Annotated in this window: 16 protein-coding genes; 9 read left to right on the plus strand and 7 right to left on the minus strand. The window is 60.5% G+C overall.

The window, feature by feature from the left end; translation table 11 throughout:
• Positions 1-921: a carbohydrate ABC transporter permease gene (locus tag ACX3M4_RS23375; protein ID WP_459355369.1), complete on the minus strand. Its 921-nt coding sequence runs from the start codon at positions 919-921 to the stop codon at positions 1-3.
• Between the two features lie 105 nt (positions 922-1,026).
• A complete protein-coding gene (locus tag ACX3M4_RS23380; RefSeq protein ID WP_459355370.1) occupies positions 1,027-2,265 on the minus strand; it encodes an ABC transporter substrate-binding protein in 1,239 nt (412 codons plus the stop codon).
• A 136-nt stretch (positions 2,266-2,401) separates the two neighbouring features.
• On the opposite strand from ACX3M4_RS23380, the gene ACX3M4_RS23385 reads away from it, so the two are divergent.
• The 9 genes from ACX3M4_RS23385 (at position 2,402) to ACX3M4_RS23425 (ending at position 11,837) form a co-directional block, all read left to right on the plus strand.
• Positions 2,402-3,181 carry an IclR family transcriptional regulator gene (locus tag ACX3M4_RS23385; protein WP_459355371.1) on the plus strand — a complete coding sequence of 260 codons (780 nt, stop codon included), beginning with the start codon at positions 2,402-2,404 and terminating at the stop codon, positions 3,179-3,181.
• Between the two features lie 38 nt (positions 3,182-3,219).
• The gene (locus tag ACX3M4_RS23390) at positions 3,220-4,281 is read left to right on the plus strand and encodes an ABC transporter ATP-binding protein (RefSeq protein ID WP_459355372.1); all 1,062 of its coding nucleotides are present in this window, start codon (positions 3,220-3,222) and stop codon (positions 4,279-4,281) included.
• 280 nt (positions 4,282-4,561) lie between these two features.
• Positions 4,562-5,566: a hypothetical protein gene (locus ACX3M4_RS23395; protein WP_459355373.1), complete on the plus strand. Its 1,005-nt coding sequence runs from the start codon at positions 4,562-4,564 to the stop codon at positions 5,564-5,566.
• Between the two features lie 396 nt (positions 5,567-5,962).
• Positions 5,963-7,162 (plus strand): substrate-binding domain-containing protein, encoded by a 1,200-nt coding sequence (locus tag ACX3M4_RS23400; protein WP_459355374.1) that lies wholly within the window; start codon positions 5,963-5,965, stop codon positions 7,160-7,162.
• Positions 7,163-7,438: 276 nt separating this feature from the next.
• Positions 7,439-8,224 (plus strand): ABC transporter ATP-binding protein, encoded by a 786-nt coding sequence (locus ACX3M4_RS23405; RefSeq protein ID WP_459359493.1) that lies wholly within the window; start codon positions 7,439-7,441, stop codon positions 8,222-8,224.
• Positions 8,224-8,949: an ABC transporter ATP-binding protein gene (locus tag ACX3M4_RS23410; protein WP_459355375.1), complete on the plus strand. Its 726-nt coding sequence runs from the start codon at positions 8,224-8,226 to the stop codon at positions 8,947-8,949. Before ACX3M4_RS23405 ends, ACX3M4_RS23410 begins: the two co-directional genes overlap by 1 nt.
• Positions 8,946-9,974, plus strand: a complete 1,029-nt coding sequence (locus tag ACX3M4_RS23415; protein WP_459355376.1) for a branched-chain amino acid ABC transporter permease — start codon at positions 8,946-8,948, stop codon at positions 9,972-9,974. The genes ACX3M4_RS23410 and ACX3M4_RS23415 overlap by 4 nt, the downstream gene beginning before the upstream one ends.
• A 10-nt stretch (positions 9,975-9,984) precedes the next feature.
• Complete coding sequence (locus ACX3M4_RS23420; protein ID WP_459355377.1) at positions 9,985-11,046, plus strand: branched-chain amino acid ABC transporter permease; 1,062 nt, start codon at positions 9,985-9,987, stop codon at positions 11,044-11,046.
• On the plus strand, positions 11,043-11,837 hold the full coding sequence (locus tag ACX3M4_RS23425; protein ID WP_459355378.1) for an alpha/beta fold hydrolase: 795 nt from the start codon (positions 11,043-11,045) through the stop codon (positions 11,835-11,837). Before ACX3M4_RS23420 ends, ACX3M4_RS23425 begins: the two co-directional genes overlap by 4 nt.
• Before the next feature lie 454 nt (positions 11,838-12,291).
• Here ACX3M4_RS23425 and ACX3M4_RS23430 read toward each other — a convergent pair whose 3' ends face one another.
• Genes ACX3M4_RS23430 through ACX3M4_RS23450 form a run of 5 tightly spaced genes read right to left on the minus strand, consistent with a single transcriptional unit; the run spans position 12,292 to position 14,741 of the window.
• Positions 12,292-12,543, minus strand: a complete 252-nt coding sequence (locus ACX3M4_RS23430; RefSeq protein ID WP_459355379.1) for a hypothetical protein — start codon at positions 12,541-12,543, stop codon at positions 12,292-12,294.
• Positions 12,540-13,301, minus strand: coding sequence for a hypothetical protein (locus tag ACX3M4_RS23435; RefSeq protein ID WP_459355380.1), 762 nt, complete (start codon positions 13,299-13,301; stop codon positions 12,540-12,542). Before ACX3M4_RS23435 ends, ACX3M4_RS23430 begins: the two co-directional genes overlap by 4 nt.
• Entirely contained in the window at positions 13,298-14,365 is a 1,068-nt protein-coding gene (locus ACX3M4_RS23440) for a Rieske 2Fe-2S domain-containing protein (protein ID WP_459355381.1), read from the minus strand. Before ACX3M4_RS23440 ends, ACX3M4_RS23435 begins: the two co-directional genes overlap by 4 nt.
• Positions 14,362-14,523: a hypothetical protein gene (locus ACX3M4_RS23445; protein ID WP_459355382.1), complete on the minus strand. Its 162-nt coding sequence runs from the start codon at positions 14,521-14,523 to the stop codon at positions 14,362-14,364. Before ACX3M4_RS23445 ends, ACX3M4_RS23440 begins: the two co-directional genes overlap by 4 nt.
• Entirely contained in the window at positions 14,520-14,741 is a 222-nt protein-coding gene (locus tag ACX3M4_RS23450) for a hypothetical protein (RefSeq protein ID WP_459355383.1), read from the minus strand. The genes ACX3M4_RS23445 and ACX3M4_RS23450 overlap by 4 nt, the downstream gene beginning before the upstream one ends.
• Between the last annotated feature and the right edge of the window lie 330 nt (positions 14,742-15,071).

Raw genomic sequence — 15,071 nt, forward strand, 5'->3', positions numbered from 1 at the left:
TCAATACCCTTCCTTCTCGTCGCGGATCATCTTCCAGATGAAGCCGGAGATGAACACCATCATGATCAGGAACAGGATGACGGCGATGGCCGCGCCGTAGCCCATGCGGTAGCCGTATTCGGAAAGCGCCTGCTCGAACATGTAGAAGGAGAGCACCCGGCTGGAGCCGAAGGGGCCGCCGTCGGTCATGATCGAGACGAGGTCGAAGGATCGCAGCGCGCCGATGACCGTCACGACGACGGCGATAAAGGTGGCCGGGCGAAGCTGCGGCAGGATCACGTACCACAGCATCTTGAACCCCTTGGCGCCGTCCAGACGGGCGGCCTCGATCTGGTCCGGGGAGACGTTGTTGAGGCCCGTGAGGTAGAGGATCATGCAATAGGCGATCTGCGGCCACAGGCCGGCAGCGATGATGCCGTAGGTGACAAGGTCCGGGTCTGCCAGGATGGCGACGCCGGAGCCGGTGATCCATTCCACCAGATTGTAGAACAGGCCGAAATTCGGGGCGTAGAACCAGGAGAACATCAGGCCGACCACGACCTGCGAAATCACGAAGGGAAAGAAGAACAGCGACTTGTAGAGCCGGATGCCGAAGACGTTCTGGTTCAGGAAGATCGCGATGCCGAGGCCTGCCGGAACGGCCAGCAGATAGAGCACGAGCCAGAGCACGTTGTTATAGAGCGAGGTATAGAAGGCATCGTCGTCGAAGAGTTCGACATAGTTCTCCCAGCCCAGCCACACCTTCTGGCCAAGCCCGTCCCAGTCGTAGAACGACAGCCAGAAACTCTGGAAAATCGGCCAGACGACATAGACCGCGAACATGAACATGCCGGGTGCCAGGAACAGCCAGGGTGTCAGGCTCTGCTGGTTCCGGCGCCAAAAGGATTTTTGGGCTGCGTGCCCGCTCGACGCGACGGCCATGGCTGGCAGTCCCTCCCGTAAGGACGTGTTTCCTGTTGAATTGTCCGGCTTGTTTGCCGGCTAAATAATACACGGCCGGAGAACCGGCCGTGGACGTTTTCGTGATCAGTAGACGCGCTCGCGGGCCTTTTCCAGGCGCTCCAGGATGTTGTCGAGCTGTTCCGGCTGCACCATGAACTGCTGGAAACCTTCCATGCCGATCTTGGCCATTTCCGCCGGAGCGTCACGGTCGAAGAACTGGGCAATGCCGCCCTTGGTGGTCGACAGCAGCTCGAAGCCGGCCTGAATGTACGGGTCGTCGCCGACCGTTGCCGCGCTGTTGATCGGCAGCTGGCCCATTGCCGCGTTGATCTTGGTCTGGGCGTCGGCCGTCGCCAGATAGGCGAGGAACTTCTTGGCGTCTTCCGGGTTCTTGGCACCCGTCGGGATGTGGACCGTGTCCGTCGGCGCTTCTTCGGCGCGCACCACATCCGGATTGATGGTCGGGAACGGCATGAAGCCGAGCGTGTCGTTGGTCATTCCGCCTTCCTTGAAGACGGCGACCGCGAAGTTGCCCATCACGTAGTTGGCGGCCTTGCCCTGAACGAGGAGGGCGGCGGCATCCTGCCAGTCGAGAGCGGCGTGATTCTGGGTGATGTAGCCCGGTTCCACCAGCTTGTTCCACTCGGCAAAGGTGTTGCGGACACCTTCGTCGGTCCAGGCGACCTTACCGCCGGTCAGATCCATGTGGTACTCGTAACCGTTGGTGCGCAGGTTCAGGTAGTCGAAGATACCAGCCCCGGGCCACAAGGCCCTGGTGCCCGTGGTGACGCAGTCGATGCCGGCGTCCTTGAACTTGGCGCAGTTGGAAATGAACTCTTCCCAGGTTTCCGGAACGGTGGCGCCGACTTGTGCGTAGGCATCCTTGTTATAATAGATGCCCCACTGATAGTAGGTGTAGGGAACGCCCCACTTCTTGCCGTCGATCGTCATGGAAGCCGCGGCGGAAGCCAGGCTTTCGTTCAGGCCGTTTTCTTCCCAGACGTCGGTCACATCCATAAACTGGCCGGAATTGACGAAAGGTGCCATGCGGTTGCCCGCATACCAGTTGGCAAGATCCGGCGCATCGGCCGACAGGAAGTTGCGGATCGCCGTCTTGTAGCCTTCATGGTCGAAGTTCTGCAGGACGATATCGATGTCCGGGTTTGCCGCTTCGAAATCGGCAATCACCTGCTCCATGGCCGCGAGCGGGGCCGGGTCATAGTCCGCGTAATAAGTCACAGTCCGCTTGTCTGCCGCGAGGGCAGAAGAGGCCGCAAATGCGGCAGTCAGCGCCAGAAGAGACGCTTTGGTCATCAAGTTCATGGTGTCCTCCCAAGATCCACTTGCAAGTTCCAATATTTGGAACTAAGTTTTGGATATTGATACTTTGCGTCGATGCGGTTAGATTGTCAATAGGCTGCAAAGGCGGCTTGCCCTGTCCGGGCCGGGAGGAAATGAAATGACGACGAGTGCTGCGGCCGACGGAACTGTCGGCAAGGCGTTGAGTGTGCTGGACCAGGTGGCCGAATTCGGCCGTCCGGTGCGCTTCAATGAATTGCTGGCAAACAGCGCTTTCCCGAAGGCGACGCTCTACCGGTTGATGCAAACCCTGGTCAGCCAGGATTTTCTCGCCTTCAACGACCAGCAGCAGACCTATTCGCTCGGCATCCGCCTGGTGCGCCTTGCGCATGAGGCCTGGCGGCAGAGTTCGATCGCGCCGATTGCCCGCCCCTTTGTCGACGACCTTGCCGTCAAGGTGCGCGAGACGGTGCACCTGGCTCAGCTGGATGGCGGACAGGTGCTTTATGTCGACAAGCGCAATGCCGCGGTGCCGATCAACATGTTCTCCCAGGCCGGAAAGATCGGGCCGAGCTATTGCACCGGCGTCGGCAAGGCGATGCTCGCCTTCGTCGATGACGCCGAGTTGGAGCATGCGCTGAAGAAGCAGTCCTTCTATCGCTATACGCCGGCAACGCTGACCAGTGCCAAGGAGCTGATGACCGAGATCAGACAGATCCGGGAAGCCGGTGTCTCCTTTGACCGGGAAGAGCACGAGCCGGGCATCATCTGTATCGCTGCGCCGATCCTTTCCTCCAAGGGCAGGCCGCTTGGCGCGCTGTCCATCACCACATCGACCCAACGCAAATCGCTGAGCGATCTGGAAGCCTTGCGCCCGGATCTTCTTTCGGCAGCCTCGCAGATCGCGTCCGCCGTCGAGCATTGGCAGTTCCCCACATAAGGGACCCGGCGAGAACCACATTCAGGGAGTAGAAATTCATGTCCGATGTCACGCTGTCGGGAGCCGTCAAACGCTATGGCAATATCGAGGTCATTCACGGCGTCGATCTTCACGTCGAGGATGGCGAGTTCTGCGTTTTTGTCGGCCCATCCGGCTGCGGCAAGTCCACACTGTTGCGCATGATCGCGGGTCTTGAGGAGACCACCGGCGGCACGGTTTCCATCGGCGGCAGGGATGTCACACGGGCGGACCCGGCCGAGCGCGGCATTGCCATGGTGTTCCAGACCTATGCGCTCTATCCGCACATGACCGTGCAGGAGAACATGGGTTTCGGGCTGAAGATGACCGGCCATCCGAAGGCCGAAATCGCCAGCAAGGTCGCCGAGGCCGCCCGCATCCTGAAGCTGGAGCCCTATCTCGACCGCAAGCCGAAAGCCCTCTCCGGCGGACAGCGTCAGCGTGTCGCCATCGGCCGGGCCATCGTGCGCGGGCCGGAGGTGTTCCTCTTCGACGAGCCGCTGTCCAACCTTGACGCGGAGCTGCGCGTCGACATGCGCGTCGAGATCGCGCGTCTCCACAAGGAAATCGGCGCGACGATGATTTACGTCACCCATGACCAGGTCGAGGCGATGACGCTCGCCGACAAGATCGTGGTGCTGCGCGGCGGCAATATCGAGCAGGTCGGCTCGCCGATGCAGCTCTATTCCGATCCGGACAACAAATTCGTCGCCGGGTTCATCGGCAGCCCGAGCATGAATTTCGTCGAAGGCATCGCGGCTGAGGGTGCAGTGACCGTGGCAGCCTTCGGCGATGTTTCCATTCCGACCGCCGTTGCCTTGCCGGCCAAGGGGCAAAAGGTTCTGGTGGGTCTCAGGCCGCAGCACCTGAAGATCGCGCCAAGTGCGGAGGGCGCCAAAGTCGATCTTTGCGAACAGCTCGGCGGTGTCGCCTATTCCTACCTCGTCTGCCCGACCGGCGAACGGGTGATCGTGGAAACCAAGGGTGAGGACGCTCCGGTTTCCGAAGGCAATGTGGCGATCAGCTTCGATCCGGCCTCGGCGCTGTACTTCGACGCGAAAAGCGAGCAGCGGCTGCGGTAGGTCTCTCCGCAGTCTGTCGACCATTGCATTTGTCTGACGGCAATATGGCGTGCCCTGCGATCGTGACGGTTCCGTAGGGTACGATTTTGTCTTTGCAGATGTTACGCAAGTTCCGGAGATGGCCTGGTTCGTGTCTTTTGTTGTCTTGCGCTTTTTTCTGTTCGATGCGAAAGTTTTTTCATTAATTTTCTATCGTTTTGGAATGACTTTGGGCATTCGCACATTCGAATTCTGATGACCGCAGTCGCCCTTTTCAGCATTCCGTATCGGGGGGTCGTTAATGTCGAACGCTGGTGGCTTCGAATACGAAACTTATGACGGCGAGCCGCGGTTTCTTTCAGACATCTATATTGGTGTCGACGGAACCGGATACGAGAGCGCGATCATTCAGGCTCTCAAAGGTATTCAAGGGCATGGCGCGGACCATCCGGGACTTCGCAGGAGCGGTGTCAGGAAAATGGAGTCGCTGGCAGTCGGCAACAAGAGAGCCGTGGCGCAGATGCACCAGAGTCCCGGATACTTTCAAGAGCTTGATATAAGAAACAAGGGCTTGGGAATGCCCCGGAACCACCTGGACGAAGGCAGGGGCAATTTATACAAGGAGGAATTCAGGTTCAGTTTTGTGCGTAGATACTACGATAGCTGGAAGAACAACCGAAGGTACTACAGACGCGGGCCGGAGATGGAAGGCCTGTCGACAAACGCAAGAATACAAGACGCCTATGACTGGTATCAGGAAACCGTAAAATACAGAACCGGCCGGATCTTTCTGTGCGGCTATAGCAGGGGAGCCTATATCGTTGTCCAGCTTGCCCGAAGACTGCAGAAGGAAGGTGTGGAAATTCATTGCATGATGCTGTTCGACGCTGTGTCCCGCGTCGCATCCGATTTGATCAGAAGCAAAATCGTAAACAGTTTTGAGCCGTCGGAGGCATTCAAGATCGCGTTCGGCGACGAAACTTCCTATCCCGTTCCGTCGAATGTCCGGAACTGCATGCATGTCCATCGAAACATGAAAGTGTCGAGATCTCGCGAGTTTATGGGAAACTGCGCGATGGTTGCCGAGCTGCGAAACAAGGTGAACTTCGAACTGGTGCCTTTCACCGCCACGCATTCTGCGCTCGGAGGGCTTCCATATGAAGCGGCAAATGGGCGGAGTCCGTCGGAAAAGATTATAGAAACCGGCGAAACGAAACCCTGCAACGTTACCTTCAGGCAGGACGGTGAAGCCGCAAGGAACATCCGTTCCACGATGGACGCCTTTTTACACCGCATGGCGCGTTGAGTTTGCGGGCCTGATCGTTCCCCCGGTCCGGTCGTGGATCAATTGCTTTTGCGAGCAATCGGCAACGATGGGAGGTACACTGAGTTCTGGCCCCAGAAGGACTGACTGCGTGGTCCGGCAGGTTGCGTCCGATTTCAAGCCTGGCGCCGAGTTGAGAGCCGCCCAAAATCCAGATCCTGTCTCTATCGAAGAGCGGGTCCCGTATTAAGCTTGTTGCTGTGGGAGACGGCTGCTCCAGCGAAACATGGCAAAGTTGTCAGGCGTTGTCTTCTTCCTTGACATGAATACTGATTCATGTGTCATATACAGCCGCGTCAGGTGATGATATGGCACTGTGCGAGCCGTGGGAGCGGTTTGATCCGTGGGTCGACCTTGCGCGCAACGGGAGGAGAATTCATGACGAAACGCGTTTTCCGCAGGGCGCTGCCTGTTCTGGCAGCTCTTGGCCTCGCGGCCGCAGGTGCCACGGGTGCCTTTGCCGAGGATATCAAGATCGCCCATGTCTATGGCAAGACCGGCGCGCTTGAGGCCTATGCGAAGCAGTCGCATACCGGCCTTATGATGGGCCTGGAATATGCCACTGACGGCACCATGGAAATCGACGGCCGCAAGATCGTGGTCATCGAGAAGGACACCCAGCTGAAGCCCGATATCGGTAAGGCGGCACTGGCAGAAGCCTATGGTGACGACGAGGTGGATATTGCCGTCGGGCCGGTTTCCTCCGGCGTTGCACTGGCCATGCTGCCGGTCGCCGAGGAATACGAGAAGATCCTCCTGGTGGAACCGGCCGTGGCTGACAGCATTACCGGTGAAAACTGGAACCGCTATGTCTTCCGTACCTCGCGCAATTCGTCCCAGGACGCAATTTCGAACGCAGTCGCTCTCGGCCAGGAAGGCGTTTCCATCGCAACGCTGGCGCAGGACTATGCTTTCGGCCGCGACGGCGTCGCCGCCTTCAAGGAAGCGCTCGCCGGCACCGGTGCCAAGCTGGTCTTCGAGGAATATGCCCCGACCGACACGCAGGACTTCACTGCCAACGCGCAACGTGTCTTCGATGCCCTCAAGGATGAGCCGGGCCGAAAGTTCCTGTTCGTGATCTGGGCCGGCGGCGGCAACCCGATCAGCAAGATCAAGGCGATGGAGCCCGAACGCTTCGGTGTCGAGATCGCCACAGGCGGAAATATCCTTGCGGCCATGGCAGCCTACAAGGAACTGCCGGGCATGGAAGGCGCGACCTACTATTACTACGAGATCCCGAAGAACCCGGTGAACGACTGGCTGGTTGCCGAGCACCAGAAGCGCTTCGACGCCCCGCCGGACTTCTTCACCGCGGGTGGCATGTCGGCCGGCATTGCGATTGTCGAGGCGATCCGCAAGGCAGGCTCGACCGAGACCGAGGACCTGATTACGGCGATGGAAGGCATGGAATTCGAGACACCCAAGGGCAAGATGGTGTTCCGCGCCGAAGACCATCAGGCGCTGCAGTCCATGTATCACTTCAAGATCAAGGTCGACCCGGATGTTGCCTGGGGCATTCCGGAACTGGTGCGCGAACTGAAGATCGAGGACATGAACATCCCGATCCGCAACCAGTAGGACTTCGGCTGTCCATCTGACGGCTGCTTCTGAGGCGCTCCCTCTCCCATTGGGAGAGGGCTGGGGTAAGGGGGCAAGCGCCGGAATTATTCGGCGACGTCTGACCCCTCACCCGGCGCGCAGCGCCGACCTCTCCCAATGGGAGAGGTGACCCGGCGTGTGTGGTGGGCCTGATGGGCTTTCACATGCTCGAGCCAAACTTGATCCCCCGGCCGCACGATGGTGAAATCGTCCGGGTACCCACCCCTTCCGCACCAACTGAACCTGGGAACACGCATCGTGGCCAAGGAACACCCGGTACTTGAAACGAGAGATCTCACCATCCGCTTCGGCGGCCATGTGGCGGTCGATCATGTCTCCTGCGCCTTTGATCGTGGCACGCTGACGGCGATTGTCGGTCCCAATGGCGCCGGCAAGACTACCTATTTCAATCTGATTTCCGGCCAGCTGACGGCAACCTCCGGCACGGTGCTCCTGAATGGCGAGGCCATCACGCGGATGTCCGTGCCCGAACGGACGGACCGTGGCATCGGCCGCGCCTTCCAGCTCACCAATCTCTTTCCGACCTTGAGCGTGCGGGAGAATGTCCGTCTTGTGGTTCAGGCCAAGGCGCGCAAGGGTTTCGATCTCTTTTCCATCGCCGAAAGCCACGTTGAGTTGCTGGAGCGGGCCGATCATGTGCTGGCGGAAGTCAAGCTTATCGACAAGGCCCACCAGACTGTCTCGGCCCTGCCGCACGGCGACCAACGCAAGCTGGAAGTGGCGCTGATGATCGCGCTTGGGGCCCAGGTGCTGATGTTCGACGAGCCGACCGCCGGCATGAGCGTCGATGAAGTGCCGGTGATCCTGGAACTGATCAAGAAACTTAAGACCGATCTCGACCGGACGATCCTCCTGGTCGAACACAAGATGGACGTCATCCGTACGCTCGCCGACCGGATCATCGTCCTGCATAACGGCGCGCTCGTTGCCGACGGCGATCCGGCCGAGGTGATTGCTCTTCCCGTCGTGCAGGAAGCCTATCTCGGCAAGGCACCTGAAAAAGCAGGGGAGGCTGCGTGATGGCGGATATTCTTCTTTCACTCTCCGGCGTCCATACGCATATCGGCCCCTACCACATCCTGCAGGGCGTGGACCTTTTGGTGCCGGAAGGCGGCGTCACCGTGCTGCTTGGCCGCAACGGCGCCGGCAAGACCACCACGTTGCGCACCATCATGGGCCTGTGGACCGCAAGCCAGGGCGATATCCGCTTTGCCGATCACGTGATCACCAGGCTCTCGACGCCGGAGATCTCCCGGCGCGGCATTGCCTTCGTGCCGGAGGACATGGGCATCTTCACCGATCTGACGGTGGCCGAGAACATGATGCTGGCAGCCGCGAACGGACCGATCGACCCGAAGCGGCTTGCCTGGATCAAGGAGCTCTTTCCTCCCATCGGCAGCTTCTGGAATTCCTCGGCCGGGACACTCTCCGGCGGACAGAAGCAGATGCTGTCGGTCGCCCGCGCGATCATCGAGCCGCGGCGCCTTATCCTGATCGACGAGCCGACCAAGGGGCTGGCGCCGGCGATCATCAAGGCGATGACGGACGCGCTGAAGGAATTGAAGGCAACCGACACCACCATCCTGCTGGTGGAGCAGAATTTCGCCATGGCCTCAAGCATCGGTGACACGGTCGCCGTCATGGACGACGGCCGCATCATCCATACGGGAGCCATGAGCGAGCTGGTGGCCGATGCGGCCCTGCAGGAAAAACTCATGGGACTGAGCCTGGAGGCACATCAATGAGCGAGACGGCGATCAAACCGCGGATCGAGAAGATCCCGCTGAAGGAACAGCTTGCCCAGAAAGCGCCCGTCCTGCTGGTGCCGGTGCTGGCCCTCCTCGGCCTTATCGCCATCGGCAATCCGGCCAGCTGGCTGACGCTGACCGTTGCCGGGCTCGCCATGGGCATGATGATCTTCGTCATGGCCTCGGGCCTGACGGTGGTCTTCGGCCTGATGGACGTCATCAATTTCGGCCACGGGGCTTTCGTTGCTGTCGGGGCATTCGTCGGCTTCACCGTGCTGGCCTGGCTGGCGGGCTGGACCGCCTCGCCAAGCGTGATGCTGAACCTCGCCGCCGTGCTGATCGCCATCCTGGCGGCAATGCTGGTCACCGGCCTGCTCGGCCTCGGCTTCGAGCGGGTGATCGTGATGCCGGTATACGGGGAACATCTGAAACAGATCCTGGTGACCATGGGCGGGCTGATCGTTGCCCAGCAGATGATCTACGTCGTCTGGGGACCGGACGAATTGCATATTTCCCGGCCTGAAGCCTTCCAGGGGTCGTTGATCATCGGCGAGGCGGCGATCGAGAAATACCGGCTGGTCGCCGTCGGTATCGGCATCGCGCTGTTCCTTGCCATGCGCCATATTCTCAAGAACACCAAGATAGGCCTCTTGGTGCGGGCAGGTGTTGAAAACGGCGAGATGGTCGAAGCACTCGGCTACCGCATCCGTCGCCTGTTCCTGATCGTCTTCATGACAGGCTCCGCGCTCGCCGGTCTTGGCGGCGTCATGTGGGGTCTCTATCAGGAGACGATCACGGCTCATATGGGTTCGGAAATCATGGTGCTTGTGTTCATCGTGGTGATCATCGGCGGGCTCGGCTCTGTCGAAGGCTGTTTCATCGGCGCGATGCTGGTGGGGCTACTTGCCAACTACACCGCGTTCCTGGCGCCGAAAGTGGCCCTGATCTCGACCATCGCGCTGATGGTCGCGGTGCTGATGTGGCGGCCGCAGGGGCTCTATCCCGTGGTCAAGGCGAAGTAGGAGAGATTTGATGCTGACAAGACTTCTCTCCGGCGACACCCCGCGCAGTTCGCTGCTGACCGCGCTGCTGCTGATCGTGCTCGTCTCGCTCGCCCTTGCGCCGTTCCTCTTCCCCGGCACCAAGAGCCTGGAAACGGCCGCGCGCATCTGCATCTTCATCGTGCTGGTGGCCAGCTACGACCTCCTGCTCGGCTATGCCGGCATCGTCTCCTTCGCCCACACCATGTTCTTTGGCATCGGCGCCTATGGCACGGCGCTGGCAATCTCCGCCACCGGACCGAACTACTGGTCGCTGATCTGGGGGACAGTGGCGGGTGCCGTTGTCGCAGCCATTTTCGCGCTTGCCATCGGGCTGTTTTCCCTGCGCGTCAAAGCCATTTTCTTTGCCATGGTCACGCTGGCAGTTGCCAGCGCCTTTGCGGTTCTGGTGTCGCAGATGTCCTGGCTGACAGGCGGCGAGGACGGGCTCAACTACAAGATCCCGCGCGAGTTAACCCCGGCCTTCAAGCTGTTCAGCGCGAAGATCTTCGGTGTCACGATCAACGGCAAGGTCCTGGCCTACTACCTGGTCTTCTTCGCGGCCCTGATCTTCTTCCTGGTGATGCTCAGGATTGTCAACTCGCCCTTCGGACGGACGCTGAAGGCGGTGCGCGACAATGCCTTCCGGGCCGAGGCCATCGGCTACCGCGTGGTCTGGTACCGGACCACCGCAACCGTGCTCTCCGCCGTGATGGCAGCGCTCGCAGGATCGCTGCTCGCCATCTGGCTGCGTTATACCGGTCCGGCGACGACGCTTTCCATGGAAATCATGATCGACATCCTCTTGATGGTCGTGATAGGGGGCATGGGCACGCTCTACGGGGCCGTGCTCGGGGCGACGCTGTTCATCCTGGCACAGACCTATCTGCAGTCGCTGATGGGGATTGCGGCCGAGGCGACGAGTGCGGTGCCGTTGCTGTCGACACTGGTGGCACCGGAACGCTGGCTGCTGTGGCTGGGCGTCCTGTTTATTTTGTCGGTTTATTTCTTCCCGTCAGGCATTGTCGGGCGATTGCGGGCAGGGCGTGCGTGAGCCAGGAATTGCTGCATATCCGGAATGAAGGCACGGGGCGGCCGCTTGTTCTCGTTCATGGCTGGTCCTGTCCCGGAAACTTCTTTCACGCGCAGATCGAAGGCCTCAAACAGCACGCCCGCTGCATTGTCCCGGATCTTCCGGGCCATGGGCTGACCGGTGACAAGTTGCCCTTGAGCATCGAAGCCGCCGCCGATGCCCTTCATGAGGCGCTGGCGGCGCGCGGCCTGACGGACATCGTCCTCTGCGGCTGGTCCATGGGGTCTCTCGTTTCCTATGCGATGATCGAGCGTCACGGCGCGGAGCGGATCGCACGGTTCGTGTCCGTGGACATGTCGCCGAAGGTGCTGAATGCGCCGGACTGGAAGAACGGCACGCTGAACGGCCTCACCGCGGACCTGAACGGGCATTTCCTCGATGCGCTGGTTGCGGACTGGCCAAAGTTGCCGGGCCGGATCGCCAAACGCCTCTTTGCACAAGGCATGGAGATAGCTCCGGACAAGCGCGACTTCGCCCGCCGGGAAATCGCCGCCTGCGATCCGGTCCTGCTGCGCCAGATGTGGGCCTCGCTGACGGCGCAGGATTTCCGATCGCTCCTGAAGAAATTTCCGGTGCCGTTTCACCTGGCGGCCGGACTGAAAAGCCAGCTCTACGGCGAGGGCGTTCACCGCTGGCACCGGGACAACGTGCCGGACTTTCATTTCCACGGCTTCGAGTCCTCCGGCCACACGCCGCATCTGGAAGAGCCTGAGGTCTTCAACCGGCTGCTGCTGGAGCTGGTGCATTCATAAGAGCTGGCCCAACGTGATGCCTCATCCTGAGGAGGACCGACAGGTCCGTCTCGAAGGATCGGCGGCACACTTATGAGCAAGCGGCCCGATTCTTCGAGACGCGCGCGAAGCGCGCTCCTCAGGATGAGGGGGAATGTGAAGCACTGTCGTCATCCTTTTGGGGCGCGTCAGTGGCAAGACCGGTTGCAAATTCAAAACAAGCCGCATCCCACGATGTCACCCCGGGCGACCAAAGGGAGACCCAGGGCCTACTCATTTCCAGAGAACACGTGTTTCGGTACCAGATCGGCAATTCACCTGCTTCAGCAAGCGGATATGCGAGTAGGCCCCGGCTCTGCGCTTCGCTTGACTGGGGTGACACCAGAGTTGACGGCGAAGCAGGTCTGAAACACAGCTGTCTCCCTAGCTTGCAAAACGCCTCGCATCCTGATCTGCTCAGAAACCTGAGCTTTTCCTAGTGCCCGCCACCGAGTTTCGCCTTCACGAATTCGATGATCCGGTCGAGGAAGGTCAGGCCGAGAAAGACAGCCAACAAGCCGGCGAAAAACCTCAGGTCTGTCACGAACGTGCCTCTCGTGACACTCCAGGTCTGGAAAACGGCCGGGACATAGGTCCAGATGGCCCAGGCGATGGCGACCAGGGCTGCTGTCATGACGGTCGAGATCAGGACGGTCTGCCAGAGGGGAAGCTGCGGGCTGTCGCTCATTTCAACACCCTTGCGGTCGAAAGATCCGCCTTGAAGACCATCAGGTCATCCAGCCGTTCCACGTCGCCCTCGACCTCGATATAGAGCGCCAGCAGCGGATTGATTTCGTCGCCAAGAAGGTTGCCATCCTTGTCCGCTATCAGAAAGAACGAGCGGCCCTCGACCGTGCCGGAGGAGACGAAGACCGGCGGGATGCCGCCTGTCAGGCAGAGATCGGCGCAGGCCTTGTGGGCAAGGCCGCGGCCGGGGCGCATGGCACCGGCATAACATTTGCCGTCGCAGATCTCGCCGGTGAGTTTCCAGCGTCCGAGCGGCACAGGCTCAGAAGGGGTGAAACTTGCCGTCTCGCCTTCGACAGGGGTCACCTGGCCAACCTGGATCATGGTGAGATCGCCGCGGCTGACCGGCACACCACGAAGGGTCACCGATCCCGAACGGTTGGCTTCCGCCTGTTCGAAGACGCCACGTTTGCCCTGCCCGGCAAGCATATAGGTGCGTGCGGGCGCTTCATCTGCCGCCGGGACGCGCAGGACGGGGTAAGGACGAAGTTCCAGCACGCCTTCATTTTCGAACCGGTTGCCCCATTGGAAAGCGCCATTGCCCGGATCACTCTGCGTCGAAGACAGGGCGAAGGCGGCAAGGCCGAGACCGGTGACGAAACAGATCGTAAAGACACCGAGAAACGCCTGAAGCGGCTTCGGCACCTTGGTGAGATAGCCGACGAAGAAGGGCGCGGCCTTGGTCTGTCTCCAGGTCATGCAGCACCTCCGATCACGACCGGCTCGACATAGGTGCCGGGCGGCAAGGCCTTGGGGTCAAGCAGGACGGTCGAGCCGACGAGTTTCAGGCGGTAGGTGGCGATCTTCTCGGTGAAAGGCGCAGGTGCGCGGCCGTCGGCGAGATTGTACTGGTAGCCGTGCCAGGGGCAGGTGATGCAGCCCCACAGCACCTTGCCCTCGCCGAGCGGGCCGTTCTGATGAGCGCAGACATTGGTGACCGCCGAGAGCTTGCCGTCATATTTGAAGATGGCGACGCGCTCGTCCTCCGAAAGCGTGACCACCTTGGCGCATTTGTCGTCGATGTCTTCGATGTCGCCAGCAATGACCCAGCCTTCGTTTTCGAGCGACGCTTTTGCCGACGCCTCGCCGCGTTCGCGGCGGACCTCCATGCGCCCGGTCGCAAAGTGAAGGCCGGAGACGAGCACCACGCTGGCGGAAACCATGGCGGTGAAGACCGGGTCGGAGGGACCTTGAAGCGCACCGAGTGCGACATGCAGCACGACGAAGGCATAGGCGGCATAAATAGCCATGTGCAGCGCCTTCCAGATCGGCGCACCCAGAAAGCTCAGCCAGAAATCGTGGCTGGTGGCAGCCAGAACGAACAGGATGATCAGTGCCAGGATGCCGAAGGCCTCGAAGGGAAAGCCCAGGATCTGCGTGTAGCTGGTGTTGGAGGAGAGCAGCGCGACGTAGCTGTCCGTCGGCGAGAAGGCAAAATACCAGCCGAGGACATAGCTGGCATGAACGGCCGCGATGCAGGCGGTCAGAACACCGAAATGGCGGCGGTTATAAAGCAGCGGCAGGAAACGGCGGTCGAGGCGGGCGAGTGGGCCGATGCAGAGGATCACCGTCAGCATCAGGAAGGCGCAGCTGCCGAAGGCGCGCATCCTCAAGGTGGCGCCGTCGATGGGTCTGGTGACGTCTTCAAAGAGCGGGCCAACCCGGATGAAGATGTAGAGATAGAGCGAAACGGCGACGATCAGCACCGCGTCGTAGATCATCTTGTTCCGGTTCCAGATGACCGGCGTGTATTGCACGCTCATTGGCCGGCCTCCATGGAAACAGGGGCTTCGATCAGGATCGCCGGGCGGTCCGCGGGCGGAGACTGGCGCAGCGCCAGGACCGTGAAGAAGGCGAGCGGCAGCAGGATGACAAGGAGGGTCCAGATCCTGGCATGGGCCGTCCGGTGGGCACGCTTCATCGCCTTGCCTCCCCGTATCTGGCAAGCACATACCAGCGATAGAGCACCAGCGGCCAGACGAGGCAGATGCCGGGAATGAGCAGCGGGCGGAACGCAAAGGAACCGCGCGCGGACGGCTCCACCCGGTCGATGCCGATCACCAGGAACAGGGCCGCGACCACGCCACCGGCAATCAGGTACCAGCGGCCAATCTCGATCAAAAGGGAAGCGGTTTGCAATGGGTCCCCCGAACGTCCTGTAAGCGCCGAGCTGTCAGCTTAGCGAAAAATGAGTTGGTGCCAATGATCTGGATTCCTAAATTCCTGACTTATTGAAATGGCCGCCAGCACCTCTTCAGAATGCGAATGACACTTGAAATTCAAGGCCAGGCAACTTGCACCTCTCTCCTCCCTTGAGGGGGCAATTGCATTTGGGAAACAATCTCACCAAATGCGATTAGGAATTTACCTCCACGGTGTCACCCCGGACAAGCGAAGCGCAGATCCGGGGCCTACTCGCCGGGCCAAATACCGAAGCACAAGACGTTTCTTGAAGATGGGCTACCCCAC

This window comes from Roseibium sp. M-1 (assembly GCF_054515675.1).